This window comes from Catellatospora sp. TT07R-123 (assembly GCF_018327705.1).
Lineage (GTDB): Bacteria > Actinomycetota > Actinomycetes > Mycobacteriales > Micromonosporaceae > Catellatospora.
Window position 1 is genome coordinate 4,107,953 of the sequence record NZ_BNEM01000001.1, and the last position, 22,107, is coordinate 4,130,059.

General features: G+C 72.8%; 21 protein-coding genes and 1 pseudogene. 7 read left to right on the top strand and 15 right to left on the bottom strand.

Annotated elements, in window-relative coordinates; all coding sequences use genetic code 11:
* The first annotated feature begins 152 nt into the window (after positions 1-152).
* From Cs7R123_RS17740 to Cs7R123_RS17750, 3 genes are all read left to right on the top strand, one after another.
* Positions 153-1,160, top strand: a complete 1,008-nt coding sequence (locus Cs7R123_RS17740) for a lytic transglycosylase domain-containing protein (RefSeq protein ID WP_212827865.1) — start codon at positions 153-155, stop codon at positions 1,158-1,160.
* Positions 1,161-1,318: 158 nt separating this feature from the next.
* Positions 1,319-2,356: a GNAT family N-acetyltransferase gene (locus Cs7R123_RS17745; protein ID WP_244871887.1), complete on the top strand. Its 1,038-nt coding sequence runs from the start codon at positions 1,319-1,321 to the stop codon at positions 2,354-2,356.
* Between the two features lie 10 nt (positions 2,357-2,366).
* Entirely contained in the window at positions 2,367-2,579 is a 213-nt protein-coding gene (locus Cs7R123_RS17750) for a zinc ribbon domain-containing protein (RefSeq protein ID WP_212827869.1), read from the top strand.
* 110 nt (positions 2,580-2,689) lie between these two features.
* On the opposite strand, the gene Cs7R123_RS17755 is transcribed toward Cs7R123_RS17750, so the two are convergent.
* The 9 genes from Cs7R123_RS17755 to Cs7R123_RS17795 form a co-directional block, all read right to left on the bottom strand.
* Positions 2,690-3,064, bottom strand: coding sequence for a VOC family protein (locus Cs7R123_RS17755; protein ID WP_212827872.1), 375 nt, complete (start codon positions 3,062-3,064; stop codon positions 2,690-2,692).
* Between the two features lie 22 nt (positions 3,065-3,086).
* A complete protein-coding gene (gene hemB / locus Cs7R123_RS17760; protein WP_212827873.1) occupies positions 3,087-4,070 on the bottom strand; it encodes a porphobilinogen synthase in 984 nt (327 codons plus the stop codon).
* 36 nt (positions 4,071-4,106) lie between these two features.
* Positions 4,107-5,687 carry a uroporphyrinogen-III synthase gene (locus Cs7R123_RS17765; RefSeq protein ID WP_212827875.1) on the bottom strand — a complete coding sequence of 527 codons (1,581 nt, stop codon included), beginning with the start codon at positions 5,685-5,687 and terminating at the stop codon, positions 4,107-4,109.
* Positions 5,684-6,607 (bottom strand): hydroxymethylbilane synthase, encoded by a 924-nt coding sequence (hemC, locus tag Cs7R123_RS17770; RefSeq protein ID WP_212827876.1) that lies wholly within the window; start codon positions 6,605-6,607, stop codon positions 5,684-5,686. The genes Cs7R123_RS17765 and hemC overlap by 4 nt, the downstream gene beginning before the upstream one ends.
* On the bottom strand, positions 6,604-7,926 hold the full coding sequence (locus Cs7R123_RS17775) for a glutamyl-tRNA reductase (RefSeq protein WP_212827877.1): 1,323 nt from the start codon (positions 7,924-7,926) through the stop codon (positions 6,604-6,606). The genes hemC and Cs7R123_RS17775 overlap by 4 nt, the downstream gene beginning before the upstream one ends.
* Positions 7,923-8,807 carry a redox-sensing transcriptional repressor Rex gene (locus Cs7R123_RS17780; protein ID WP_212827878.1) on the bottom strand — a complete coding sequence of 295 codons (885 nt, stop codon included), beginning with the start codon at positions 8,805-8,807 and terminating at the stop codon, positions 7,923-7,925. Before Cs7R123_RS17780 ends, Cs7R123_RS17775 begins: the two co-directional genes overlap by 4 nt.
* 424 nt (positions 8,808-9,231) lie before the next feature.
* Positions 9,232-9,885, bottom strand: a complete 654-nt coding sequence (locus Cs7R123_RS17785) for an HAD family hydrolase (RefSeq protein ID WP_212827880.1) — start codon at positions 9,883-9,885, stop codon at positions 9,232-9,234.
* Positions 9,886-9,905: 20 nt separating this feature from the next.
* Positions 9,906-10,133: a glutaredoxin family protein gene (locus tag Cs7R123_RS17790; RefSeq protein ID WP_212827881.1), complete on the bottom strand. Its 228-nt coding sequence runs from the start codon at positions 10,131-10,133 to the stop codon at positions 9,906-9,908.
* 4 nt (positions 10,134-10,137) lie between these two features.
* The gene (locus Cs7R123_RS17795; protein WP_212827885.1) at positions 10,138-11,658 is read right to left on the bottom strand and encodes an AMP-binding protein; all 1,521 of its coding nucleotides are present in this window, start codon (positions 11,656-11,658) and stop codon (positions 10,138-10,140) included.
* 551 nt (positions 11,659-12,209) lie between these two features.
* Between Cs7R123_RS17795 and Cs7R123_RS17800 the strand changes: the two genes are divergently transcribed.
* The 4 genes and pseudogenes from Cs7R123_RS17800 (at position 12,210) to Cs7R123_RS17815 (ending at position 16,378) form a co-directional block, all read left to right on the top strand.
* Positions 12,210-13,031, top strand: a complete 822-nt coding sequence (locus Cs7R123_RS17800) for an ECF subfamily RNA polymerase sigma factor, BldN family (protein WP_374706994.1) — start codon at positions 12,210-12,212, stop codon at positions 13,029-13,031.
* Between the two features lie 145 nt (positions 13,032-13,176).
* Positions 13,177-14,013 (top strand): annotated as a pseudogene (locus tag Cs7R123_RS17805) (DUF5667 domain-containing protein); the annotation flags it as partial.
* A 371-nt stretch (positions 14,014-14,384) separates the two neighbouring features.
* Positions 14,385-15,224: an HAD family phosphatase gene (locus Cs7R123_RS17810; protein ID WP_212827889.1), complete on the top strand. Its 840-nt coding sequence runs from the start codon at positions 14,385-14,387 to the stop codon at positions 15,222-15,224.
* The gene (locus tag Cs7R123_RS17815) at positions 15,221-16,378 is read left to right on the top strand and encodes a hypothetical protein (RefSeq protein WP_212827890.1); all 1,158 of its coding nucleotides are present in this window, start codon (positions 15,221-15,223) and stop codon (positions 16,376-16,378) included. Before Cs7R123_RS17810 ends, Cs7R123_RS17815 begins: the two co-directional genes overlap by 4 nt.
* Before the next feature lie 13 nt (positions 16,379-16,391).
* On the opposite strand, the gene Cs7R123_RS17820 is transcribed toward Cs7R123_RS17815, so the two are convergent.
* The 6 genes from Cs7R123_RS17820 to Cs7R123_RS17845 all read right to left on the bottom strand — a co-directional run bounded on the left by Cs7R123_RS17820 (position 16,392) and on the right by Cs7R123_RS17845 (position 21,932).
* Positions 16,392-17,264 (bottom strand): lysophospholipid acyltransferase family protein, encoded by an 873-nt coding sequence (locus tag Cs7R123_RS17820; protein WP_212827891.1) that lies wholly within the window; start codon positions 17,262-17,264, stop codon positions 16,392-16,394.
* The gene (locus Cs7R123_RS17825) at positions 17,261-18,340 is read right to left on the bottom strand and encodes an NAD-dependent epimerase/dehydratase family protein (RefSeq protein WP_212827892.1); all 1,080 of its coding nucleotides are present in this window, start codon (positions 18,338-18,340) and stop codon (positions 17,261-17,263) included. Before Cs7R123_RS17825 ends, Cs7R123_RS17820 begins: the two co-directional genes overlap by 4 nt.
* A gap of 66 nt (positions 18,341-18,406) precedes the next feature.
* Positions 18,407-18,508: a 30S ribosomal protein bS22 gene (locus tag Cs7R123_RS17830; RefSeq protein WP_007465623.1), complete on the bottom strand. Its 102-nt coding sequence runs from the start codon at positions 18,506-18,508 to the stop codon at positions 18,407-18,409.
* A gap of 97 nt (positions 18,509-18,605) precedes the next feature.
* A complete protein-coding gene (locus Cs7R123_RS17835) occupies positions 18,606-18,806 on the bottom strand; it encodes a helix-turn-helix domain-containing protein (RefSeq protein WP_212829236.1) in 201 nt (66 codons plus the stop codon).
* Between the two features lie 139 nt (positions 18,807-18,945).
* Positions 18,946-20,826 (bottom strand): hypothetical protein, encoded by a 1,881-nt coding sequence (locus Cs7R123_RS17840; RefSeq protein WP_212827893.1) that lies wholly within the window; start codon positions 20,824-20,826, stop codon positions 18,946-18,948.
* Between the two features lie 152 nt (positions 20,827-20,978).
* The gene (locus tag Cs7R123_RS17845) at positions 20,979-21,932 is read right to left on the bottom strand and encodes a proline dehydrogenase family protein (protein WP_212827894.1); all 954 of its coding nucleotides are present in this window, start codon (positions 21,930-21,932) and stop codon (positions 20,979-20,981) included.
* Between the last annotated feature and the right edge of the window lie 175 nt (positions 21,933-22,107).

Below are 22,107 nucleotides of genomic sequence, written 5' to 3' on the forward strand. Positions count from 1 at the left end.
ACCGTCGTAACGACGACACCGCGGGGCGGATGTGGGCCGACAGGTCAGATCTGGATCACCCGACGCGCCCGGTTCGGGGAAACCCAGGCAGAACTGCCGACCTGACCTGCGTGGCGCGACAGCGGGTCCACACGTGAGACATACTCGTCGGCGTGCGTGACGGTGACGGGGCCAAGCAGGCGGCGGGTGACACGGAGCCGGCGGTGACGCCGGGCGGACCGGCGGCGCCCGATGACGCGGCCGCGGACCCCGCCAGCCCGCCCACCGGGCTCGCCGGGCGGGCTGTGGCCACGGTGCGGGCCGGGCTGCCGAAGCTGCGTGACGGCGCGATGCGGGGCGGACGGGCCGCCTGGGGCGGCCTGCGGCGCGGCGCGCGCAAGCCGTACGGGCGGCTGACCACTGCCGGGTTGACCATCATCGCCGTCGTCGCGGCGACCGCCACCGCCGGTGCGCTCCTGGTGCCCGCGCTGGTCTCCGCCAAGGCCGCTCCGGCGCCGAGCGCCTCGGCCAGCGCCGCGCCGACCGGGCTGCCCAGCCCGAGCCAGCTCCCACTGCCGTCGCTGTCGCCGCTGCCGACGGGTGTGCCGCGCCCGGCCGCCGCGTTCCACCGCTGGGCCGAGCAGCAGTCGCCCAAGGTGCAGGTGCCCGTCCCGGCGCTGGAGGCGTACGCGTACGCCGAGTGGGTGCTGCTCAGCACCCGGCCCGCCTGCCATCTGAGCTGGACCACGCTGGCCGCGATCGGGCAGGTCGAGTCCGACCACGGCCGCGCGAAGGGTGCCAAACTCGACGAGCAGGGCCGGGCGCTGCCGCCGATCATCGGCCCGGCGCTGAACGGCAAGGGCGACGTCGGCCGGGTCCCGGACACCGACGCCGGGGCGTTCGACAACGACAGGGTCTGGGACCACGCGGTGGGGCCGATGCAGTTCCTCCCGGCGACCTGGCGGTCGTACGGGGTGGACGCCGACGCCAACCAGCTCGCCGACCCGCACGACCTGGACGACGCGTCCCTGGCCGCCGCTTACTATCTGTGTGCGCCGAACAAGGACCTGTCCGTGGTCGCGAACTGGAAGGCCGTCGTGCTGTCATACAACAACATCGGCGTCTACCTTCAGAAGGTCTACGACACCGCCCAGGCGTACGGGGCCAAGAGCCGGGCCTGACCGCCCGCCCGAGCCGCTGACCGGCGAGGATGGGAAGCGACGATCCACGCTACCGACAGCAACCTGGCCGCGCGACGAACGCCACTCAGAGTAATGGTTTGCATACGATGACAGGTAGGACCCTTCCGTTTCCCGGCCGCAGTGTGCAAGCTGGACGGGTGAAGGTGCGCGAATGGGATCCCCGTACCGCGTCCGCCACTGAGATCGCCTCTCTGGTCGCCCTCCTCAACGAGGTCAGTGCGGTCGACCTGCCGGATGATCCCCTGTGGCACGACGGTCGCATGCGCGACTACCTGTCGGTGACCATGCCCGGCGAACGCAAGACCAGTTGGCTCGTCGAGGAGAAGCCCGGCGACGCCGCCCGCGGCGTGCCCCCGCTCGGGGCAGGCAGCATCCTCCTACTGGGTGACATCGGGGTCGTCGAGATCCTGGTCCACCCCAAGGCCCGCCGGCAGCAGATCGGCCGGCTGCTGCTCACCGAGCAGGTGCGGCTGGCCCACACCGAGGGCTTCGACCTGCTCGGGGTCGAGGTCGCCGGCGGCACGGTCACGGTCGACTTCTTCGAGGCGTACGGCTTCACGCTGGCGTTCACCGAGATCCGCAGCGTGCTCAACCTCGGCACGGTCGACTGGTTCACCCTCGGCGACCTCGCCGCCGGGGTGGGCGCGGGCTACCAGATCGAGTTCTACCCGGGCGGCCCGCCCGACCACCTGCTCACCGCGTACGCGGCCGCCAAGGCCGAGGTGCGCGACGACTACGAGCTCGGCGACCTGGAGCTGCGGCCCAGCTCATACGAGCCGCAGCGGCTGCAGGCCAGTCTGAACACCCTGGACGCGCGCGGCCTGAAGCTCTACGTGGTCGTCGCCGTGGTGGAGAAGACCGGCGAGATCGCCGGGCTGACCGAGGTCGTGGTGCCCGCTCAGCGCCCCGGCCGTGCCGACCAGTACGACACCGTCGTGGTCCCCCGGCACCGCGGCTACGGCGTCGGCCGGGCGATCAAGGCCCGGATGCTGTTCGAGCTTCGCTCCGCCGAGCCGAAGCTGACCGAGGTGCAGACCTGGAACGCCGCCGTCAACGAGCCGCTCATCAAGGTCAACCAGGAGCTCGGCTTCATCGCCGACCGCCCCTGGCTGGAGTACGAGGGCGACGTCGCAGCCCTCGCACAGCGGCTCGGCATCGCCGGAACCTCGGCCTAGACTGATCCGCATGCCGCGTTACGACTTCCGCTGCCGCGCCTGCGGCGACACGTTCGAGGTGGACCGCCCGATGGCCGCCGCGAGCGAGCCCGCCGCCTGCCCGGCCGGGCACCAGGACACGGTCAAGCTGCTCAGCACGGTCGGCTTGGGCGGCCGCGGCGGTGCCGCGCCCGCGCCCTCCGGTGGTGGTGGCGGCTGCTGCGGCGGTGGGTGCTGCGGCTGACCGGGGTGGCAGCAAGATCGCTGTCTGCGGTCACATGAGCCGCTCAGGCGACAGTTTCTGACCGGCCATCGCGATCTCCGCCCGCAGCCGACCCGCGGCCTGACGCCGCGCTAGTGGCGGACCAGGCAGAACGGGTGGCCGGCGGGGTCGGCGTAGACGCGCCAGCCACGGTTGGACGTGCCGTCCAGCAGGCGGGCGCCGAGGGCGAGTACGTCGGGTTCGGCGCGGTCGAGGTCGGGGACGCCGAAGTCCAGGTGGAACTGCTGCGGGCGGGTGGGGTCGGGCCACTGCGGCGGCTGGTATGCGACCACCCGCTGGAAGCACAGGACCAGGCCGGACGGCAGGTGCAGCGTCGACCAGTCGGCGTCCAGCGACCAGCGGCGATCCGGCCGGTCCACGTCACCGCCCAGTACGGCCTGGTAGAAGGCCGCGAGCCGGGCGGGTTCCGGACAGTCGAGCACGACGCATTGCAGCTCAGCGATCATGAGCTGATCCTAGGAGCCGGGCTCAGTACTCCGCGCGGAGGCGGCGGGCGGCCTCGGTGGCCCAGTACGTCAGGATGATCTGCGCGCCGGCGCGGCGGATGGAGTGCAGCGTCTCCATCATGATCCGCTCGCGATCGATCCAGCCGTTGGCGGCGGCCGCCTCGACCATGGCGTACTCGCCGCTGACCTGGTAGGCGGCGACCGGCACGTCGAACTGGGCGCGTACCGCGCTGATCACGTCGAGGTAGGCCAGGGCCGGCTTGACCATGACCATGTCGGCGCCCTCGGCGACGTCGAGCGCCACCTCGCGCAGCGACTCGCGCAGGTTCGCCGGGTCCTGCTGGTAGGTGCGCCGGTCGCCGTCCAGCGACGACTCGACCGCCTCCCGGAACGGGCCGTAGAAGGCGGAGGCGTACTTCGCGGCGTACGCGAGGATGGTGACGTCGGTGTAGCCGACCTCGTCGAGGGCCTTGCGGACCACGCCGACCTGGCCGTCCATCATCCCGGACGGGCCGACCACGTGCACCCCGGCGGCGGCCTGGGCCACCGCCATCCGGGCGTACGCGGCCAGCGTCGCGTCGTTGTCGACCACGCCGTCCTCGCGCAGCAGACCGCAGTGCCCGTGCGAGGTGAACTCGTCCAGGCACAGGTCGCTCATCACCACGACCGCGTCGCCGACCTCGTGGACCACGTCGCGGATGGCGACGTTGAGGATGCCGCCCGGGTCGGTGCCGCCGGAGCCGGTCGCGTCCTTGCGCTCGGGGATGCCGAACAGCATGACTCCGCCGACCCCGGCCTGGGCCGCCTCGGCGACGGCCTTGCGCAGCGACTCGCGCGAGTGCTGCACCACGCCCGGAAGGGAGCTGACCGGCCGGGGCTCGGCCAGCCCTTCCTTGACGAACAGCGGCAGCACCAGCTCGGCCGGGTGCAGCCGGGTCTCGCTGACCATGCGCCGGATGGCCGCGCTGGTGCGCAGCCGCCGCGGGCGGATGTTCGGGAAGGACATGGCTACCCCCTATGCCGATACCGGCGGTTCAGACGGTCAGCGGAACCTCAGCGCGGTCGGGCCCTGCACCTTCGAGCCGCGGCGCTGCTTGGCGGGCATCGCCGCCAGGCGCTCGCGCAGCTCGACGGCGTACATCGCCAGCGCCTCGACCAGGTCGGGCACGGAGGCGTGCTCGGGCTGGACGTCGACGCGCAGGCCGAACTCGACCGCGGTCTCGGCCGTCTTCGGGCCGATCACGGACACGACGGTGCGGGTGTGCGGCTTGCCCGCGATGCCGACCAGGTTGCGTACGGTCGAGGACGACGTGAAGAGCACCGCGTCGAACCCGCCCGACTTGATGGCGTTGCGGATCTCCTCCGGCGGCGGCGCCGCCCGCACGGTCCGGTAGGCCGTGACGTCGTCGACCTCCCAGCCGCGCTCGGTCAGGCCCGCGGCCAGCGTCTCGGTCGCGATGTCGGCGCGGGGCAGCAGCACCCGGCCCACCGGGTCGAAGATCTCGTCGTACGGCGCGAACTCCGCCAGCAGGCCCTCGCTGGACTGGTCGCCGCCGGGCACCAGCTCGGGCTGGATGCCGAACGAGCGCACCGCCTCGGCGGTCGACTCGCCGATGCACGCGATCTTGACGCCGCCGAAGTGGCGGGCGTCGAGCCCGTGCTCGCCGAACTTCTCCCACACCGCGCGCACGGCGTTGGCACTGGTGAAGATGACCCACGCGTACCGGCCGTCGACCAGGCCCTTGATCGCCCGCTCCATCTGGGCCGGGGTCCGGGGCGGCTCGACCGCGATGGTCGGCACCTCGCACGGGATCGCCCCGTACGCCCGCAGCCGCGCGCTCATCACGCCCGCCTGCTCCTTGGTGCGCGGCACCAGCACGCGCCAGCCGTACAGCGGGCGCGCCTCCCACCAGCCGAGCCGGTCCAGGTTCGCCACGCCGGAGCCGACGGTCACCACGACGCGGCCGGAGAAGCCCAGCGCGGCGGCGACGAAGCTGTCGACGGTCGAGATGGTCGTGTACTGCGTCTCGCCGGTGCCGTCACCGGTGATCGCGACCTGGGCGGTGCCCTCGACGCCGGCCGCGAGCAGCCCGTCGCGCACCGAGGCCAGGTCGCCCGCGTCGACCGCGAGCGCCACCGAGCCGTGCTTGAGCGCCGAGGCCAGCCCGTCGAAGTCGACCGCGGCGATGTCGTCGACGTCGGTCGAGGTGCGCACGCCGGTCAGCGGCACCCCCGCGTACGTCGCGACACCCGCGGCCTGCCCGATGCCGGGCACGACGGCGAACCGCACGTTGGTGCGGGCGACCGCCTGGACCTCCTTGACCACGGCGTCGTGGCCGAACGGGTCACCGGCGACCAGGTGGACGGCGTTGCGGCCGGAGCGGGCCTCCGACAGCAGCACCTTGGCCACGTCTCCGGGCACGCCCTCGGCGGGGCTGTATTCGGTCTGCTCGCCGAACTCGGTGCGCAGCGACTCCAGCATCGCGTCGGGGACGCTGCGGTCGTACACGATGTGGTCGGCTTCGCGCAGCGTCTCGTAGGCGCGGCGGGTGAGCAGGCCAGGGTCGCCGGGTCCAGCCCCGACGAACGCGACGTGCCCGGCGGGCTTACGGGTGCGGGTCATTCTGCACTCCCAAGTACATTCTCGGCACCGTCTTCGAGCAGGTCGGCGGCGAGCAGCCGCCCGATCTGCTCGGCCTCGGCGAGCGTTCCGGTGCGTGACAGCCGCAGGGAGAACCGCCCGTCCGGACTGATCACGGCACCGCGCAGGTAGATCTCGTCGTCTTCGGTGACTTCGGCCAGCGCCGCGACGGGCGCGCTGCACCCGGCCTCGAGCGTGGCCAGCAGGGCCCGTTCGGCGGTGACCGCCGCGCGGGTGGCCCGGTGGTCGAGTGCGGCCAGCGCCTCGACCAGAGCGGTATCGGCGGACCGGCACTCGATCGCCAGCGCGCCCTGGGCGGGCGCGGGCAGCATGAGCATCGGGTCCAGAATCTCGGTGACCTCGCCGGCGCGGCCGAGCCGGGCCAGGCCGGCGCGGGCCAGCACCACCGCGTCCAGCTCGCCGTCGGCGACCTTGCGCAGGCGGGTGTCGACGTTGCCGCGGATCGGCACGGTCGTGACGGGCAGCCCCAGCGCGGCGATCTGCGCGATGCGGCGCAGCGCACCCGTGCCGATGACCGCCCCGGAGGGCAGCTCGGCCAGGGTGAGCCCGTCGCGGGCGATCAGCGCGTCGCGGGGGTCGGCCCGCTCGGGCACGGCCGCGATGGCCAGGCCGTCAGCGGGCGCGGTGGGCAGGTCCTTGTACGAGTGCACCGCGAAGTCGATCTCCTTGGCACCGAGCGCGTCGCGCAGCGCGGAGACGAACACGCCCACGCCGAGCTGCTGCACCGGCGCGGAGGAGCGGTCACCGGGGGTGACGATCTCGACCAGCTCGACGGCCATACCCGTCTTCTTGGTGAGCGCGTCGGCGACCATCTGCGACTGCGCGAGGGCGAGGGCACTGCCCCGGGTGCCCAGGCGCAGCACACCAGTGGGAGAACTCATCGGGCACCCTCTTCCGTCACCGGCCGCCCGGAAACGTCCGGCACGTCGGCCACCGTGGTCTTCGCCGGCGATCCGGGGATCACCGACAGGTCGAACAGGTCACGTAGCAGCTGGGCGTACGCCTCACCGCCGGGTTCGGCGGCGAGCTGGCGCACGCGCACCGTCGGCTGGTGCAGCAGCCGCTGCACGATGCGGTGCACCGTGTGGGCGACCTCGGCACGCTGCTCGTCGGTCAGGTCGGCGCGGCGCTGGGTCAGCCGCCGCAGCTCGGCGGTGACCACGTCGTCGGCGCGGGCGCGCAGCGCGGCCACCGTCGGGGCCACCTCGGCCCCGCGCAGCCACCCAGCGTACGTCTCGACCTCGGCGTCGACGATCCGCTCGACCGCCAGGACCTCGCGGTCGGCGGGCTGCGCCACGACGGCGCCCAGGCGCGCCACGTCCACCAGCCGTACGCCGTCGAGCCCACCGACCTCGGGTTCCACGTCGCGCGGCAGCGCCAGATCGATGATAGTGAGGATCTTGGCGGCACCGGTGCGCGCCGCGCACACGTTGTCGACGGTGAGCACGTGGTCCACCGAAGCGGTGGCGGTGATGACGACGTCGGCGGCGGCCAGCAGCTCGGGCAGCCGCTCGAACGGGGCAGCCTGCGCACCGTACGCCTGGGCCAGCCGCTCGGCCCGCTCGTGCCCGCGGTTGACCACGGTGACGGTGCCCGCGCCGCGGCGGGTCAGCTCGGCCACGGCCAGCGCGCCCATCGCGCCCGCGCCCACGACCAGCCAGTCGCAGGCCTGCTCAGACTGAGCGACGGCGTGGTCCAGGGCCGCGCTGACCATGCTGCGCGGCGCGTGGTCGATGCCGGTCTCGGCGTGCGCCCGCTTGCCCACCCGCAGCGCCTGCTGGAGCAGCTCGTGCAGCACCCGGCCGGTGGCGTCGGCGTCGGTGGCCGACTGGTACGCCTCGCGCAGCTGGCCGAGGATCTGCGCCTCGCCCGCCACCATCGAGTCCAGCCCGGCCGCGACCCGGAACACGTGCCGCACCGCGTCGTCGCCGTGGTGCACGTACAGCGAGGAGGCCAGACGCTCGGCGGGCAGGCCGGTCAGCTCGGCGAGCACGTCGCCGAGGTGGCTCAGGCCCGGGTGGAACGCGGGCACGGCCGCGTACACCTCGACCCGGTTGCAGGTGGACAGGACCACGGCCTCGCCCACCCGCCCGTCGGCGAGCAGGCGCGGCAGGGCCCGCGCACCGTCGACCAGGGACAGCTGCTCCAGCAGCTCCACCGGCGCGGTGCGGTATGACGCACCGACCACGATCAGGTTCATGCGGCGACCTCCCCACGCGCGGTCCGGCCGGGGCCGGTGCCGCTCTCGGCGGCCAGGAAGCGCGCCACTGCCGGGGCGCCCCGCCGCGCGGTGCTGTTCGCGCCGCTGCGCAGGCGCGGTCCGCCCGGCTCGCCGCCGCCGTCACGGGCGCCGTCCTCGGCCGCCCGCGCGCCGTTGCGCGCCGACTTGCGGTGCTCGTGGAACGACAGGATCTGCAGCTCGACCGCGAGGTCGACCTTGCGCACGTCCACCTGGTCGGGCAGGTTCAGCACGACCGGGGCGAAGTTCAGGATGCTGGTGACACCGGCGGCCACGAGCTGGTCGGCGACCATCTGGGCGGCACCGGCGGGGGTGGCGAGCACGGCGATGGAGATGCCCTCGGCGGCCACGACCTCGGGGATGTCGTCGACGTGCCGGACCGGGATGCCGTTGATGAGCTCGCCGACCCGGGTGACGTCGGCGTCGAACAGCGCGGCGATGCGGAAGCCGCGGCTGACGAACCCGGCGTAGCCGGCCAGGGCGTGGCCGAGGTTGCCGACGCCGACCAGGGCGACGGCGCGCCGCTTGTTCAGCCCGAGGATGTACTCGATCTGGCTGATCAGGGGCTCGATGTCATAGCCGACGCCGCGGGTGCCATAGGAGCCCAGGTGCGACAGGTCCTTGCGGAGCTTGGCCGAGTTGACCCCGGCGGCGCTGGCCAGACCCTCACTGGAGACGGTGTCGTGGCCGGTCTCGGCGAGGTGGTGCAGGGCGCGGAGATACTCCGGCAGCCGGGCCACCGTGGCCTCGGGCAGATCCGGAAAATCCGGGTCTGATCCTCCGGCGGCCGCGCCGACACGGCCGGTGATCCCGGCTTCGTGACCGGTGCGCTGCTGACTCATGAGACTCCGTGCCGAACAAGGCTTAGACCCCCGGATCACATGGCCGATCGGCTCTGTGCTAGCGGGGAACGTCGAGGCAACAGCCTAGGCGCTTGTGAACGGGTGCACAAATCGCGATCTTGAAAGCGCGCCCATCCGGGACTCGCTCAACGGCCAGAATGCCCCCGCGGCATGGTGCCCCCACTCTGGCTCGTCAGGCGTCTGCCGGGCTCGTCGAGCGCGCTCGTGCGCGGTTCGTCGCGGCAGTCCGGATGGGCGCTGCTCCGCGATTATGTCGCAACTATGACAACCAGCGACAAAACACGCCCATCCCCATCGGTCACGCTGATCGTCTCGCGCCCCGAAGTGCGCACGAAAACAGAAACCGGGCAGTGATCGATCTCACTGCCCGGGACCAGGGGATGCGACCGAGGTCACCGCCCGCTCAGGACAGGGTCGTGGCCACCGTCACCGCGTCGAGCAGGCTGTCGGCCACCGGCACGCCGTAGGCGCGCAGCCGGTCCGGGTCGGTCAGGCCGCCGCTGTAGAGGACGCACCTCGCGCCGACCGAGGCCGCCGCGTCCGCGTCGTCGATCGAGTCGCCGATCATGACCACGTTCGCGCCGTCCATGCTCAGCTCGGCCAGGTGCCGCTTGAGGTGGATCGCCTTGAAGCCGCCGTCGGTGTTCTCGCGCAGCCCGTCGACCCGCAGGAACTTCGACGTCAGCGCGTACCGGTCGACCAGCGGCACCAGCTCGTGGTGGAACCACATGGACAGCAGCGACTGGGTGCCCTGCCAGGCCGCCATCGCCGCCAGCGCGTCGGCCGCCAGCGCGACGGTGGTCAGGCTGGTCCGGTAGCTGTCGTGGAAGACCTGGTCGAGCACGGCGAACTCGGCGCGGCTCACCTCGCGGCCCAGCACCTGCCCGTAGTACTCGTTGATCGGGCGGCGGAAGTCGCGGCGGTGCTCGTGCACGCTCACCGAGACCGGCCCGGCCGGGCCGGGGACCGTCGCGAACGCCGCATTGGTCGCGGCGACCACGAGGTGCAGGTCGTCGAGCAGTGTGCCGTTCCAGTCCCAGACGAGATGCCTTCCCATCGGGACAGAGTACCGGGTGATCACTGCTTGGCCAGGTCGCGGCGCAGCCGGTCCTCCTCCACCCGCCAGTAGCCGTGCTCCCGTCCGTCCAGCATGATCACCGGGATGCGGTCGCCGTAGTCGGCTTCGAGCTCGCGGTCGCCGGAGATGTCGATCTCGGTGTACGGCTCGCCGATGCGGTCGAGCGTCTCGGCGGCCACCTCGCACAGATGGCAGCCCGGCCGGGTGTACAGCGTCAGTCGGGTCACCCGGTCATTCTCGCAGCAGCGACTTGCGCACCTTGCCGATGACCGACAGCGGCAGCTCCGGGGCGAACTCGATGCGCGCCGGGCACTTGAACCGGGCCAGGTTGCGGGCGCAGTGCGCGGCCAGCTCCGCCTCGGTCAGCTCGGCGCGCGGCGCGGGCACCACGATCGCGCGCACCTGCTGGCCGGTGAGCGGGTGCGGGGCGGACAGCACCGCCGCCTGCGCCACGCCCGGGTGGGCCAGCAGCACCTGCTCGACCTCGGCCGGGTACACGTTGAAGCCGCTGACCAGGATCAGCTCGCCGAGCCGGTCGACCAGGAACAGGTCGCCGTCGCCGTCGGCGTACGCCACGTCGCGGGTGGGCCACCAGCCGTCGGCGTCCGGCCCGCCCCGCCCGTCGGGCCAGTACCCGAGGAACAGGTTCTCGCCGCGCACCACCAGCTCGCCCGGGTCGGTGCCCGGCGAGTCCGGCACGGCCAGGTCCGGGTCGTCGTCGTCATCGTCGTCGAGCAGCGCCGAGCCGCCGCGCCACACGTCCTCCCCCGCAGCGTTGACCAGCCGCAGCTCCACGCCCGGCAGCGGGCGCCCGATCGAACCGGGCTTGGCCGACGGCGCGGCCACGGTCGCGGCCAGCACGGGCGCGGTCTCGGTCAGCCCGTAGCCGACCTGCACCGTGATGCCGGTGAGCTGGGCGAACCGGGTCGCGGCGGCGGGCTCCAGCGCCGCCGCGCCGCACACCGCCAGCCGCACCGAGGCCAGCCGCTCCCGCACGTCCGGCAGGGTGCTCCAGGCCAGGAACATCTGCGGCACACCCACGACGACGGTGACCCCGTGCGCCGCGATGGCCCCGGCGGTGCCGGCCGGGTCGAAGTCGGGCACCAGCACGCCGGTGGCGCCGTGCCAGAGCACCGAGCCCAGGCCGGTGTTCAGGCCGTACGCGTGGAACAGCGGCAGTGCCAGCAGCACCGTGTCGGCGGCGCCCAGCAGCGGCGGCTCGACGGCGCCCAGCTGCCGGTGATTGGCCAGCAGCGCCCGGTGCGGCAGCATCGCGCCCTTGGGCGCGCCCTCGGTGCCGGAGGTGTAGAGCAGGACCGCCACCTGCTCGTCGGCGCTTGCGGGCAGCTCGCCCGCCGCGGCGGCGGTCGGCAGCGCCGACAGCTCGTGCGGCACCGCCCCGGCGACGCCCGCCAGCAGGTCCGGTGTCGCCAGCAGTGCCTGCGCGCCGCTGTCGGCCAGCACGTGGCGCAGCTCGCGCGGGGTCAGGCCGGGGTTGCACGGCACGGCGATCAGCCCGGCCCGCAGCACGGCCGTCAGCGCGACCGCGAACTCGACCGTGTTCGGCAGCGCGATCGCGACCCGGGCGGCGTGCCCGCCGGTGGCCGGCAGGCCCAGCGCGGCCAGCCCGTGCGCGGCGGCGTCGGTGCGGGCGTCCCACTCGGCCCAGGTCAGCGTCTGCTCGCCCGCGCGCAGCGCGATGCGGTCCGGCTGGGTGGCGGCCTGGTTGCGCAGCAGTGTGGCGAGGTTCACGGGGGCTGAGTTTTCCACAGCGGAGGGTGGCCCGCCCAGCCCCGTTCACGCCCCCGACCCGGTCCGGCAACCCCTGTCGGCGGCCCGAGCTGGGCGATCTTCACCCAGGCGGGTGAGTCGGCCCCACATTGGCACACCGAGGGCGCTATGCCGCACACGTTGTGCGACGAGGTCTTCCCGCAGGCGGCAACATTTCGGTCCAGCGTGTAACTGGCTCCATACCGCTGGGTGACGTTGGCCCTTATCATCACCAGGGTCGACTCGCCCGTTTTGCCATGAGTCGACACCCCTCAGCCAGAGGAGGCCTTTGTGCCGGTTATCGCACTGAACGCGTGCCCCATGGGTGTTCAGCGGCTTATGGTGGGTATTGCCCGTTATGCCGGTGGTCGCGCGCGACCGCCGGCGGCGCGGGGCGTATCGGACTGGGGGCACGCGGAGGTGGCGGGATGAGTTCTCTGTTCTACGGCGATGAGCTGATCACCAGCGAGGTGGCAGCGGCCCGCCGGGCCCTGGTCGACGGTCTGGCAGCCCTTCGTATCTCGCTCAACGAGATGCTCGCCACCGCGGTACGTGGCGACGGCGGCACGCAGCGCATCCGTACCCGGCAGGCCAACGACGCCGCGACCCGGCACCAGCCTCCCGGCACCAAGCCCGTCGGCGGCCGGGTCGGCGGCCGCGGCATGCCCACCCAGTCCGGGCCGCACGGCGCCACGGCCGAGGGTGACACCGCGGTGCTGCCCGAGGTCGAGGAGCAGGGCACCGGCGGTGGCGGCAGCCCGGTCTTCCCCGACCGGCCCGACCCCAGCGACGCCGCGCACGAGGTGTGGACGCTGGTCGAGCGGGCCCAGCAGGGCGAAGCCGAGGCGTTCGGCCTCATCTACGACCGGTACGTCGACACCGTCTTCCGGTTCATCTACTTCCGCGTCGGCAACCGCCCGCTGGCCGAGGACCTGACCTCCGACACGTTCCTGCGGGCGCTCAAGCGCATCGGCAGCTTCACCTGGCAGGGCCGCGACCTCGGCGCCTGGCTGGTGACCATCGCGCGCAACCTCGTCGCCGACCACTTCAAGTCCGGCCGCTACCGGCTGGAGGTCACCACGGGCGACGTGCTCGACGCCGACCGCGAGGACCGCGGCCCCGAGGGCAGCCCGGAGACGGCGGTGGTGGACCACATCACCAACGTCGCCCTGCTGACGGCGGTCAAGCAGCTCAACCCCGAGCAGCAGGAGTGCATCGTGCTGCGGTTCCTGCAGGGCTTCTCGGTCGCCGAGACCGCGCAGGCGATGGGCAAGAACGAGGGCGCGATCAAGGCGCTGCAGTACCGCGCGGTGCGCGCCCTGGCCCGACTGCTCCCGGAGGGTTTCCAGCCGTGAACGTGATTCACATCACTCTCTGCGGTGGCACCACCGCGGCGGGCGTAACTGATCGTGCCCTGATCGCGTTTGACCGGGTGCGAGCGGCAATCTCCACCGCCCTCGCCGTATCAGTCACCGCGATCAGCGAAGGGGGGTGCCCGCGGTGAACACCTCCCTGTTCGATCGCCGGCGCGCCGAGCGCTTCGCCCAGCTACTCGACGAGGCCAATGGCGGCCGCCGTCACCACACGCGTTCCCGCGTCGACGACCAGCTCACCGAGCTGGTCGCGGTCGGGCAGCAGCTCCAGACCGTCACGCTGCCCGGCACGCCCGACGCCACGTTCAAGCGCGATCTCCGCGCTCAGCTGATCGCCACCGCGCAACGCGAAGGCATCGGCGTCACCGCCCGACCCGAAGTCGACGACCGGCGCTCCACGGCCGGCTGGTCGGCGCGCACCGGACGGGCCCGCGCCCGGGGCGCGATCGTGGTCGGCATCGCCGCCGGCACGCTGGCACTGTCCGGCGTGTCGGTGGCGAGCGGTGACGCGATACCCGGCGACACGCTGTACGGCGTCAAGCGCTCGACCGAGAAGGCGCAGCTGGCCCTGGCCGGGTCCGACCTGAGCCGCGGCCGCCTCTACCTGGAGTTCGCCCGCACCCGCCTCCAGGAGGCCCACGCCGTACGCGGGGCCGAGGGCTTCACCGACGCGCTGCGCGACATGGACGGCGACACCCGCCAGGGCATCAAGATGCTGCTCACGTCGGCGATCGAGCGGGGCGACACCGGCGCGCTGGACTCGGTGGACCGCTTCGTCGGCGACCAGCGGATGCTGGTGGCGCAGCTGCTCGACGACGCCACGGGCACCGGCCGCGACAAGGTGACCGACTCGCTGCGCCTGCTCGACCAGATCGAGAAGCGCTCAGCCGACGCCCGTACGGCGATGGCCTGCGGCGCGGCCTCGGTCGGCAGCGACAAGCTGGGTGCCGTCCCCGGCACCTGCGCCAACGCCAGCCCGCAGCCGGAGCAGCCGACGCAGCAGCGCCCGCAGGACCCGGTCAAGGAGAACAACGGCAAGCCGGCCGGCAACGGGCCCAACCCGTCGGCCTCCCCGGCCCCGTCGGCCAGCGCGTCCCCGGCCCCGGCCGGGCAGTCGCCGGCGCCGCAGCAGGAGGAGGGCCTGCTCGACGAGCTGGGCCGCATCCTCGGAGGCCTGCTCGGCTGATCGGACGTCATGGCACGGAACTGGGGCGCGATGCCGAACGGGCATCGCGCCCCTACGCTGTGAGAAGGCTCGCCACAACCGGGCGCGGGCACGGCAGAGGAGGTCGGATGGCGCGCAGGCAGAGGTCAGCCCCGCTCGAGGAGGCGGTGATGACGGCACAGCCGCCGTTGGCCGCAGCCGAGCTGGCGCCGACCGCGCGGCCCGCCCAGGACCGCACCGCGGCCGCGTTCTTCGACGTCGACAACACGATGATGCAGGGCGCGTCGCTGTACTACTTCGCCCGCGGCCTGGCCGCCCGGCGCTACTTCACCACCATCGACCTGGCCCGGTTCGCGATCAGCCAGGCCCGGTTCCGGCTGCTGGCCGCCGAGCACGCGGGCGACATGGCCAAGGCCCGCGAGGCGGCGCTGTCGTTCGTCAAGGGCTGGCAGGTCGAGGAGATGCAGCGGCTCAGCGAGGAGATCTTCGACGAGCTGATGGCCGACCGGATCTGGTCGGGCACCCGGGCGCTGGCCGACGCCCACCTGGCCGCGGGCCAGCGGGTGTGGCTGGTCACCGCCGCCCCGGTGGAGCTGGGCCGGGTCATTGCGGCCCGGCTCGGGCTGACCGGCGCGCTGGGCACGGTCGCCGAGATCCGCGACGGCGCCTACACCGGGCGGCTGGTCGGCGAGATGATGCACGGCCCGAACAAGGCCAACGCCGTGGAGGCGCTGGCCGCGGCCGAGGGCCTGGACCTGGCGCGGTGCACCGCGTACAGCGATTCGATCAACGATGTGCCGATGCTGACCACGGTCGGCCGGGCGGTCGCGGTCAACCCGGACAGCGCGCTGCGCCGGATGGCCCGCAGCCAGGGCTGGGAGATGCGCGACTTCCGCAGCGGCCGCAACGCCGCCAAGGTGGCCGTGCCGATGGTCCTGGGCGCGGGCATGGTCGCCGGCGCGGTGGTCGGCGGGATGGCGCTGAGCCGACGGAGGAAGAAGAGCCTGTGACGGAGACCGTACGGCCGCGGGGGGCGGACGAGCAGGGACAGTCTGCGGGCGAGCGCCGTACGAGTGCCCGGTCCAGACGGGTCGGCGGTGCCGTCGCGCTGGTCGCGGCCGTGGGCGCCGCGGCGGTGATGCTGACGCTGGACCCGGGCGGGCCCGGTGGCCCGGCCCGGCCGGAGAACGGCACGCCGGAGCTCGCGGCCGGGGCGGCGCTGTCGCAGCTGCCCGGCCTGCTGCCCGACGGCGCGCCGTACACCCCGGTGTATCTGCTCGACCCGCAGCGGTCGGTCGGCACCGCGCCCACGGCCGACGAGAACGGCATCCGGCTGCTGCTGCTCAGCGGCGGCCAGCAGCGGGAACTGGTCACGGTGCCGCGCGAGCGGGCGCCCGAGTTCGCCGGGTTCACCACCGACGGCACGACGCTGGCCTGGCTGGAGCTGACCAGCGACAAGGACGGGGCCGCGCACACCCGGGTGATGGCGGCGCCGCTGGCCGCCGGGGCGCCGCGCGTGGTCACCCCGGACACCGGCAACGTGGTGCTGTTCGACAAGCAGGGCGACCTCAGCCTGCACGACGGGCTGCTGAGCTGGATCTCCGACATCGGCAAGCCGGACGTGTCGGCGGTCTTCACCGTGCCCCTGGCGGGCGGCAAGCCGCAGCGGCGCGAGGTCCCGGGCGCCTGGTCGATCAGCGCCTGGCCATGGCTGGTCAGCGAGGACACCGCCGACGGCACCCCGGTGCGGCTGCACGACCTGGGCAGCGGCGCCGAGACCGCCGTCCCGGCGCAGCCGGGCGAGATGCTGTCCTGCTCCCCCGCCTGGTGCCGCGCCGTCACCATCGGCGGCGACGACGCCGCGACCACCACGATCGAGCTGCGCAAGCCCGACGGCAGCGGCACGGTGCGCACCGCCGTCGGCAGCGTCGCGGCGGCCGTCACCGACATCGCGCTGCTGGACCGGTACGAGGTCTACTCGCGCTCCAGCGCCGACTACGCCGCCACGGAACTGCTGCTGTACGACCTGAAGACCGCGAAGCTGACCCGCGTCGCCCCGGTCTCCAACCAGGTCGTGGCACGCGACGGGATGCTGTGGTGGTCCACCGGCGACAACGAGACCCTCGTCTGGCACGTGCTGGACCTGCGCGCGCTGGCGCTGTGAACCCGCGCGCGGCCTACGGGCCGAACGCGTCCGGCCGCAGCTCCAGCAGCTCGTGCAGCATGCCCTGGATCGTCTCGCGCACGTGGTCGGCCAGGTTGAACACGACCGCGGGGTCGTCGGCGCGGTCGGCGTACGGCGCGGTGTCGATGGGCTCGCCGAACCGGATCAGCCACTTGCTCGGCAGGGGCAGCAGCCCCAGCGGCCCCAGCCACGGGAACGTCGGCGTGATCGGGAAGTACGGCGCCCCGATCAGCCGGGCCAGCGGCTTGACGTCGCCCAGCAGCGGGTAGATCTCCTCGGCGCCGACGATCGCGACCGGCACGATCGGCTTGCGGGTGCGCAGCGCCGCCGACACGAACCCGCCCCGGCCGAACCGCTGCAACTTGTACCGGTCGGCGAACTTCTTGCCGACGCCCTTGAAGCCCTCCGGGAAGACGCCGACCAGCTCGCCCGCCTCCAGCAGCCGCTCCACGTCCGGGTTGCAGGCCAGGGTGGCACCGGACTTGCGCGCCAGCTCCGACACGAACGGCAGCTTGAACACGAAGTCGGCGCCGAGCAGGCGCAGGTGCCGCTGGGCCGGGTGCTCGTCGTGGCAGGCCACGGTCAGCATCAGCGCGTCCAGGGCGATGGTGCCGGAGTGGTTGCCGACGACCAGCGCACCGCCCTCGGCGGGCAGGTTCTTGACGTCGAGCACCTCGGTGCGGAACCAGTCGCGGTAGAGCAGGCGCAGCACGGGCTGGAACACCTGCTCGGTGAGCTCGGGGTCGAAGCCGAACTCGTCGACCTGGTACTGGCCGGACAGGCGGCGGCGCAGGAAGGCCAGGCCGGAGGCGACGCGCTGGTCGAACTCGTCGGCGACCTCGGGGGTGTGCTCAGGAGTGGTCACGGGGTCCTCCCTGCCCGGACCGACCTGATCATGTCGAGGATGCGCTGCTCGGTCTGCGCCATCCGGTCCGGGGTGAGGACGGCGCCGCCGTGCTGGGCCCGGACGAAGTCGTCGAACGCGTCGGCGGTCGACCGGGGGGTGAAGCCGTACTGCGCGGTCAGGCGGGCGGTGTCGACCACCCGTCCGTGCACGAACAGGTCGACCTGGTCCAGGCTGCTCAGGCCGCCGACGCCGCCCGCGTACACGGTGGCGGACTGGAGGGTGCCCTCGGGCACCGGCAGCGCGACGCGCCCGAGGCGGCGGATCGCCTGGGACAGGGTGATGGTGCCCGGCCCGGCCACGTTGAACACGCCCTGGTGGTCCTCCAGCACCGACCGGCACAGGATCTCCAGCGCGTCGTCGGCGTGGATGAACTGCAGGCGCGGGTCGCGGCCCAGCACCGTCGGCACGACCGGCTGCGCCAGCAGCTGGAGCAGCCCGGTGTCGGCGCGCGGCCCGACGAACGGGGCGAAGCGCAGCACGGTGGTGGTGACCCGGGGGTTGCGGCGGCGGAAGCCCCGCACGTAGCCCTCGATGTCGAGGATGTCGCGCGCGTAGCCGCCGCGCGGCACCGCCCGGGGCTCGGTGTCCTCGGTGAACACCGCCGGGTCGCGGAACGACGCGCCGTACGCGGCGGTGGACGAGCGCAGCACCAGCCGCCGCAGCGACGGCATCTGCTGGCACGCGGCGAGCAGGTGCATGGTGCCGATGACGTTCTGGTCCTTCATCGCCGCCCGGCCGCCCCTGCCGTCGGGCGAGGACATCACGGCCAGGTGCACCAGCGCCTCGGCGCCGAGCTCGACCAGCTCACCCGCGCCGTCGCTCAGGTCGATGCGGTGCACGCGCACGCCGCGCAGCAGCGGGCGCAGCTCGCTGGGCGGGTCGGCGCGGTCGACGCCGATCACGCGGGACACCCCGGGGGTGGCCGCGATGCGGGCGGCGACGGTCGCCCCGAGGAACCGGCTGATGCCGGTGACGATGACGACCCGGGGTGCGCGCACACGGTCTCCGGCGATGCCGGTGTCTACCGTGGTCATGACGCGCCTCCCCGGGGCGGCGAAGTTGGACGCCGAGCCGGAACAGTCACAGCCCGGGCACACGCACTACTTACCGAGACGACGACGCTGAACGCGGGTCTTGCGCAGCAGCTTGCGGTGCTTCTTCTTCGCCATGCGCTTGCGGCGCTTCTTGACCACGGAGCCCATACGGCATCCCTCTCGACGTTGACGGTGGTGGAACCCGTTCAGGGTAGCCGAGCAGCCGCACTTGCACGTCCAGGGGGTTGTGCCTGAGCGCGGACGGTCACAGCGCCGCGCGCAGATACTCCTGAACCGCCTGCTCGGGCACCCGGAACGACCTGCCGACACGTACCGCCGACAGCTCGCCGGAGTGCACCAGGCGATACACGGTCATCTTCGACACCCGCATGAGCGTGGCCACCTCGGCCACGGTGAGGAACCTGACTTCCGCCAGGCGGGCGTCCTGTCGTGCTGATCCGATCATGACCAGCCCCACCTCCTCCAGCACAGGACGGCCGTGGTGGAAGTGTCGCGGCCGTACCTTCCTGTGTATTGAGTACGGTACCGGGACGGTTGTGACCGATGCGAGGCTTTCGTCAAGATCAGCGAGCATTGCGCTTGATTCAGCGAGCATTGCGCTTGATGTAGTCGGCGCACTCCTTCTCCAGCGCGGGCCAGGACACGCCCAGGACCTTCGTGGCGGCGTTCTCGATCGACTGGTGGTCGTGCACGATCGCGTGGAAGAACTCGACCAGCTTCTTCTCGCCGAACTTCTCGCTCACATGGCGCAGGGCGAGGAAGCCGATGCCGTAGCGGGCGCCCACGATCCACTCGTCGGTCTTGTCACCCGGCGGCTCGACCTCGACGTTGCCGTCCCAGCCCTTCAGGTACCGCTTCACGTCCGGCAGGCCCTCGTACTGCTTGACCGGCAGGCCGGACATCTCGGCGACCTCGGCCAGGCCCTCGACCAGCCACCACAGGTCGTCGCGGTCGGTGTAGCGGCCGGGCAGCGACGAGGCGTGGGTCAGCTCGTGGCGCAGGATGTTGTCCAGGAAGCTCGGCTGCAGCACGTCCGCGTTGAGCACCAACTCGTATCGGTCGTCGCTGACGTCGATCGCCACGCCGCCGGCCCAGTCCGGCGGGCCCCAGTTGAACCAGCTCTTCCACTCGCGCTTACCCGCGTAGTAGACGATGTACCGGCTCGGCTTGTGGTCGGGCCGGACGAACCGGTCGGCGACCTGCGCCGCCTTCTCCGCCTCGCGCAGCAGCGTGGGCAGCTTCGCGGCGTACGTCGGGGTGGTCGCCACCACGGTCCGCTCGCCCGCGCTGGCGACCAGCTCGCTGACCTGCCACGGGTGCGGCGACGGGTTGCCGGTGCGCGGCGTCCACTCCACGATCACGGCCTGGTCGTTGTCGATCCGCCAGCGGGTGCCGGACTTGGCCTCGGCGTCCTCGCACGGCGTGACCACGAAGCAGGTCTGCGTCGTGACCTCGGTCCGCCACTCGCCGTCCGCGGTCGCCACGGGCGAGGGCCGGTCCGCCTTGTCGGCGATGAGCGAGACCTTCATGGCCCGCAGCGACTGGAACTGCCGTTGCAGGGTCTCGACCGCGGCCGTCGCGGCCGGGTCGACCACGCTCAGGTAGCCGGACTCGTCGCCCTTGATCAGGGCCTCGTCCTGCTTGGCCAGCGCCTTGCTGATCTTGTCGGCCACCCAGGCCTGGGCCACGCTCACCGGGTCGCCCGGCTTCGGGCTGCGCGCCGTGCTCGGGTTCGCGCTCGGGTTCTTGTCAGCCTGCTTGACCAGCCACGGCACGCCCAGCACGACCAGGGTGCCCGCGCCCAGGCAGGCCAGGACCACCACCACCGCAACGATCGCGACGAGCTTGCCGCGCCGCTTGCGCGGCGGCGGCACCGGCGCCCCGGGCCACTGCGCGGGCGCGGTGCCCGGATAGGGCTGCGGCCAGGCGGCCGGCTGCGGCGCCTGCTGCTGGTACTGCCACGGCTGCTGCACCGGCACGGGCTGCCCCGGCACGGGCGCCGACACCGGCTGCCCCGGCACAGGCTGCCCCGGCACGGCCTGTCCCGGCACAGGCTGCCCAGGGGCCGGGTAGCCCGGGTACTGCGGCGCGGTGGGCTGGCCGTAGGGCTGCTGGCCGTACGTCGGCTGGCCCGGCTGGCCGTAGGGCTGCTGGCCGTAAGCCTCCTGGCCGTAAGGCTGCTGGCCGTAAGCCTGCTGGCCGTAAGGCTGCTGGCCGTAGGGCTGCTGCGGGTAGGCCGCCGGGTAGGTCGGCTGGCCGTACTGCGGTCCGTACTGCGCCGGGGCGGGCGGCACCGAGGTCACCGGGGTCGGCTGGGTCGGCTGCTCGGGCAGCGGCTGGACGGGCACCGCCTGCGTCGGCACCCCGTACGTCGGCGGCGGGCCCTGCGGCATCACCGGCGGCACGGCCGGATACTGCGGGACGGCCTGGGTCGGCACGACCGGCGCCTGGGCAGCCGCGATCACGGCGTTGGGGGTGGGTTCCTCACCGTCGAGCGGGAGGTGCCGCGTTGCCGTTTCGTCGGGGACGGGCGGTTGATACGGAGAAGTCGCGTCCTCGGGCTGCACGGACGTGGACGCTACCCTGCCCGGTCAACCACCTATGATCAGCCGATCAGTTACTTCTTCGACACCAGCGCCCGCGCGAAGAAGCCCAGGTTGGCGGGGCGCTCGGCGAGTCGGCGCATGAGGTAGCCGTACCACTGCGTGCCGTAGGGGACATAGACGCGGACGGTGTGCCCGAGCCGGGCCAGGCGCTGCTGCTCGTCGGGGCGGATGCCGTACAGCATCTGGAACTCGAACTGGCTCGGCGAGCGGTCGAACCAGCGCGCCCGGTCCTGCCCGATGGCGATCAGCCGCGGGTCGTGCGTGGCGAGCATCGGGTAGCCCTCGCCCGCCATCAGGATGTTCATGCACCGCACGTACGACTTGTCGACCTCCAGCGCCCCCTGGTAGGCCACGTGCTCGGGCTCCTTGTACGCCCCCTTGCACAGCCGCACCCGCGACCCGGCGACGGCCAGCTCCCGGCAGTCGCTCTCGGTGCGCCGCAGGTACGCCTGCACCACCGCGCCGGTGGCCGGGAAGTCGCGGCGCAGCCGGGACAGGATGTCCAAAGTCGAGTCGGTGGTGGTGTGGTCCTCCATGTCCAGGGTGACCGTCGTGCCCACCGCGGTCGCGGCCGCGCAGATCTCCCGCGCGTTGGCCTCGGCCAGCTGCTCGTCGAAGGCCTGACCGAGCGCGGACAGCTTCAGGCTCACCTCGGCCGTGGCGATGGTCTGGGCCCCGGCGGGCGCCCGGTCGGCGGTCAGCCCCGCCCCGCCCAGCGCCTTCAGCAGCTCCAGGTAGGCCCCCTTGGTGACCTCGGCCTGCTCCGGGGTCAGCGTGTCCTCGCCGAGGTTGTCCAGCGTGATGCAGAGTCCCTTGTCGGCGAGTTCCGACGTGGTGTCGAGGGCCTCTGCGGTGCCGGTGCCGGCGACGAAGCGCTTGACCACATCACGGCTGACCGGTGCGGTCTCGACCAGCCGCTCCACCTTGTGGGAGCGAGCGGCGGCAAGGATCACGGAGCGAAGCATGATGGCAGCGTAACTCCCCTGCGGCCGCCGCCTGCCGGGACCACCGCCACTTGTATACAAGAACACCCTTCTATGTCTTGGCAGCTCGCGCCCGGCTGTGCCCATCGTCACTGCCTCCCGCGCGCGGGTCACCGACGGTGGCGGTGGCGAAAGGACGGCCCGGCCGCGGGAGCGG

Excerpts from the sequence above, each read along its gene's own strand:
- Cs7R123_RS17830 (WP_007465623.1), bottom strand. The coding sequence starts at position 18,508 with ATGGGCTCCGTGGTCAAGAAGCGCCGCAAGCGCATGGCGAAGAAGAAG.
- Cs7R123_RS17775 (WP_212827877.1), bottom strand. The coding sequence starts at position 7,926 with ATGAACCTGATCGTGGTCGGTGCGTCATACCGCACCGCGCCGGTGGAG.
- hemB (WP_212827873.1), bottom strand. The coding sequence starts at position 4,070 with ATGTCCTTCCCGAACATCCGCCCGCGGCGGCTGCGCACCAGCGCGGCC.
- Cs7R123_RS17810 (WP_212827889.1), top strand. The coding sequence starts at position 14,385 with ATGACGGCACAGCCGCCGTTGGCCGCAGCCGAGCTGGCGCCGACCGCG.
- Cs7R123_RS17835 (WP_212829236.1), bottom strand. The coding sequence starts at position 18,806 with ATGATCGGATCAGCACGACAGGACGCCCGCCTGGCGGAAGTCAGGTTC.
- Cs7R123_RS17765 (WP_212827875.1), bottom strand. The coding sequence starts at position 5,687 with ATGACCCGCACCCGTAAGCCCGCCGGGCACGTCGCGTTCGTCGGGGCT.
- Cs7R123_RS17780 (WP_212827878.1), bottom strand. The coding sequence starts at position 8,807 with ATGAGTCAGCAGCGCACCGGTCACGAAGCCGGGATCACCGGCCGTGTC.
- Cs7R123_RS17825 (WP_212827892.1), bottom strand. The coding sequence starts at position 18,340 with ATGACCACGGTAGACACCGGCATCGCCGGAGACCGTGTGCGCGCACCC.
- Cs7R123_RS17800 (WP_374706994.1), top strand. The coding sequence starts at position 12,210 with ATGCTCGCCACCGCGGTACGTGGCGACGGCGGCACGCAGCGCATCCGT.
- Cs7R123_RS17785 (WP_212827880.1), bottom strand. The coding sequence starts at position 9,885 with ATGGGAAGGCATCTCGTCTGGGACTGGAACGGCACACTGCTCGACGAC.
- Cs7R123_RS17750 (WP_212827869.1), top strand. The coding sequence starts at position 2,367 with ATGCCGCGTTACGACTTCCGCTGCCGCGCCTGCGGCGACACGTTCGAG.
- Cs7R123_RS17755 (WP_212827872.1), bottom strand. The coding sequence starts at position 3,064 with ATGATCGCTGAGCTGCAATGCGTCGTGCTCGACTGTCCGGAACCCGCC.
- Cs7R123_RS17845 (WP_212827894.1), bottom strand. The coding sequence starts at position 21,932 with ATGCTTCGCTCCGTGATCCTTGCCGCCGCTCGCTCCCACAAGGTGGAG.
- hemC (WP_212827876.1), bottom strand. The coding sequence starts at position 6,607 with ATGAGTTCTCCCACTGGTGTGCTGCGCCTGGGCACCCGGGGCAGTGCC.